4 protein-coding genes are annotated in these 3,279 nt (G+C 51.4%); 1 reads left to right on the top strand and 3 read right to left on the bottom strand.

The annotated features are described in order from the left end of the window. Window positions 1–5 precede the first annotated feature (5 nt). Entirely contained in the window at window positions 6–185 is a 180-nt protein-coding gene (locus tag D9V82_RS11800) for a hypothetical protein (RefSeq protein ID WP_121912524.1), read from the bottom strand. 587 nt (window positions 186–772) lie between these two features. Here D9V82_RS11800 and D9V82_RS11795 point away from each other — a divergent pair. Next, entirely contained in the window at window positions 773–952 is a 180-nt protein-coding gene (locus D9V82_RS11795) for a hypothetical protein (RefSeq protein WP_244208161.1), read from the top strand. A 1,529-nt stretch (window positions 953–2,481) separates the two neighbouring features. On the opposite strand, the gene D9V82_RS11780 is transcribed toward D9V82_RS11795, so the two are convergent. Both D9V82_RS11780 and D9V82_RS11775 read right to left on the bottom strand, forming a co-directional pair. Then, window positions 2,482–2,730, bottom strand: coding sequence for an integrase core domain-containing protein (locus tag D9V82_RS11780; protein WP_167449826.1), 249 nt, complete (start codon window positions 2,728–2,730; stop codon window positions 2,482–2,484). A gap of 199 nt (window positions 2,731–2,929) precedes the next feature. Continuing rightward, the coding region (locus D9V82_RS11775) for a helix-turn-helix domain-containing protein (RefSeq protein WP_147446212.1) at window positions 2,930–3,279 on the bottom strand (350 nt) is incomplete at its 5' end.

The raw sequence follows: 3,279 nt of genomic DNA, 5'->3' as shown, positions 1-3,279 counted from the left end.
CGGGCTTAAGTCCATTGACGAGCTGTGTGCCATGAAACCCCCAGCTTTGGAGCTACTGCCTGGCACGCGGGGTGCATTGACATGTTTTCCGCCACGATGCGGTCTTCCACGAGACGGACCACGCGGTCCTTTGCATCCTGGTCAAAATTTTTCTTGGCATGTTCCAGATTTTCCCATCTACTCAAACAGAACAAAACCCTGAACACTTCACTTCCTGTCAGCAAACGGCACCGCACAAGCGTTCCCTCAGAATCCAGAATCAGATGGATGTTGCCCTGACTGTGTCGAAGAGAACGCACCGGATCGAACCCGTCCGGTGACCGACCAAAGCGTATATGATAGGGACGTAGAAAAGGTAAAAAGCGCACTTAGTTGCAATGGGGGTCAGGTCCGTTTCGCGAGGGCGAGTATGGCAATTTCGCGGTCGACCAATGGCTAAATGGAGGCTTGAAGCGGACTAAGAATCTCGATGTCGAATACATAACTGACAGTGAATTCGAGGCTGAGATCGTGAAGATTCGCGAACAATCGGAATAGATTGCACAAAAAAGTCGCAAAGAACGTGGAATAGGAAAAGTTACGGGTTTTCTTCTGGCGTTGCGGGAATCGGCGGACCACTGGGCTACGTGATTGCTGGGGCATGTGGTGGCTCCTGTGCTGGTCCGGAACCGATTTCTAAGGTAGTATGTGCAGCATGCGCTGGTGCCTACGCTGCACTCGGGGCAGGTGGAATGGGTGCTGCCGCTGCCTGTTTTCAACTATGGTGATGGATGTGTCAGATAACAGCAATAGGAAAGCGCTTGCCATCTTTCGTATCGCGGTTTTAACTGCCATACTCATGGTCGCAGCCGGGGTGGCGATGAACGGAATTAATTTAGGAAAAATAATAGCGGTAACTTCAGGAGTATTTCTGCTATACTTCCTGAATAAAGATAGGCGTTATTTTTATTAAAATTTTGGTATTTTATCGAATTTATTTCATTAACTCGGGCATTAATTTTTCCAGGTTTTGTTCCGTCTGGGCCGGGCCGGTTTTTACGACCGGACGATGTGGGCGTCTTCCTGGGTTTGGCTCCATTGGTTAGGCGGCTCAGTCGGCGAGATAAACCCTAGGCTCGAATGTAGATGTTAGGTATTACAGCGTTTCGACTGCTGGCGCAGGCAACGCGACGCATGGGCGGGGACGTCGAACATATCGTCCTCTCACAGCTCGTCACCTGGGCTGGTTGTGGAAGGACTCCACAAACCCGTTATGTCGAAAAGTTCCCGATGGGATGAACGCCTCGGCAGTATCATGCTCAGCTGCCTAGTAAGCCAGCTCACGCCTGATGAACTCCGGGGCGTTATCCATACGCAAACAAACCCAGGCCCTGCCACGTACAGCAACTCACGTTCTCCAGCAGGTCAATCACCGCAGTAGCAGTAATTGACCACCCGACCTCGAAACCACCGTGCTCACCGGTGTTCTCGTCGATCGCGTTGCAGATCGTGAAGGCTTTGTTCTGAAAGTTACTATCGAACAGGAAGTCTAGTGCCCACACGTGTCCAGGACATGTCGCTGGCTGCGTGCGCGGCGTTGGCACTCAGCAAGCACCGTTGCTTATCAGCTTTGTAAGCACAAGCCCGCACACTTTCCTGGCAACACAGGTAGTACACACATCACGGCCACAGGTAAAACCGCCTGGCCTGGGCTTTCACCCGAGCGCGGTACTAACCCTCGGTCAAGTCCCTGAAGTGTTCCAGATTTTCCCATCTACTCAAACAGAATAAAACCCGGGACACTTCAGTAGTGCCGTTTTCTTCATTTGCCCAGCAGATATTGGGCATTGTGTCTGTTGGTCGCCACTGGACAACAAGATCAACAACTTGCTAGCACCTGTAAGTGCCGTTCCGGGGTATGGAACGAAAATTCGCCTGAATAATGTGCAGTCTTTTATTCAGACCCGATTTTTATGTTCCTAGCAGAAGTTATCCTGAAAAAGCCTCACTTCCTGTTACTCAACCCTAATCTTACAGTGAGATTAGATTAGTCTGTCTTTTTGTGCGAGTAGACGGCCAGAATGAAAAGACCAAGGGTTCCTAGTGCAGCGAAGTCTGCAAACCGCGACCAGTCTAGACTCTCATCCCATCCTATGACGTCCCGGAATACAACGTACGCTCCGATGATCAGGATCATGATAATCCACCTGAACAGGATTTTTCCTACAGCTTCCATGCCTACGCCCTTCTTGTTCTGTTTCCGATGCTAAGGATTTACCAGCTACCTCGGCACTGCCAACCCCAGTACGCGAACATGCCAGCCAGAGTAGCAGCATTTTTCTTGACGTCTTGCTTAGCTAGGTACTTCACTGCTTCGGGCCCGACCCCCGAAAAGCGGACACATCGGGGGCTAGCTATGCTGCTTTGGTCCACGTAGCTGAAGTCTCGGCTTCAAAGACATCAGGGGCTACAAGGTTGCACCAGGAGTGCCGCCGGCGCGTGTTATAAGCGCGTGCACCACCGGAAGACGTCCTGCCGGCAGGTCATCGGATCGTCAAAAACTTTCCTATCACGCAGCACTTCCCGCTTTAAAGTGGCGTTAAACGATTCCGCTAGGGCATTATCAGCACTCGTTCCTACCGCTGTCATAGACTGGCGCACACCCAACGACGAGCAATAGCTCCTAAACGCTTGCGAGGTATACACACTGCTGTGATCGTCAATGAAAAATGGCCCCGTCAAGACTGCCACGCACACCATGTGCGCGGGATAGAGCATCGATGACCAGTGAGACACGCATGTGGTCTGCGAATGTCATATCCTGCACGTTTGCGTGAATGAAGTGTCAATGACTGTGGCTAAGTACATGTTTGTGCCTCCCTTGCACGGCAGGTAGATACATGTCGCCAACATAAACACGGTTCGGCGCGCTGGCGCTAAATTTACGGGCCTAGCAAATCCGGCATGACACGGTGGCCAGGCTGACGCCTAGTGGTGGTACATCGGCGCCGCTTGGTAAAGCCCTTGAAGGCCCATGGCTTTTGATAATTCGTGCGACTATCTTGTGATTAACCGGGGTAAACGCCATGTCCTCCTTAAAGCTCGCAGCGATGCGTTTAGCGCCGTAAAGACCATGTTCATCATCAAAGATGGTTGTGATTCTCGCACCAATATGAAGTGCCCCGAGTTTTGTTCCTAGGCATTTGCCTTGATTTCTATTATTCCCTGTTGCGGGGTCTTCTTCCAAAATTCGGTTTCCACCTCGACCGGGGTTCGATATCCCAGGCTTTGGTGGAGCCT

Origin of the sequence: Corynebacterium macginleyi, assembly GCF_003688935.1 — a bacterium.
GTDB classification, from domain to species: Bacteria; Actinomycetota; Actinomycetes; order Mycobacteriales; family Mycobacteriaceae; genus Corynebacterium; species Corynebacterium macginleyi.
This window is presented reverse-complemented; position numbering and strand designations above follow the sequence as displayed.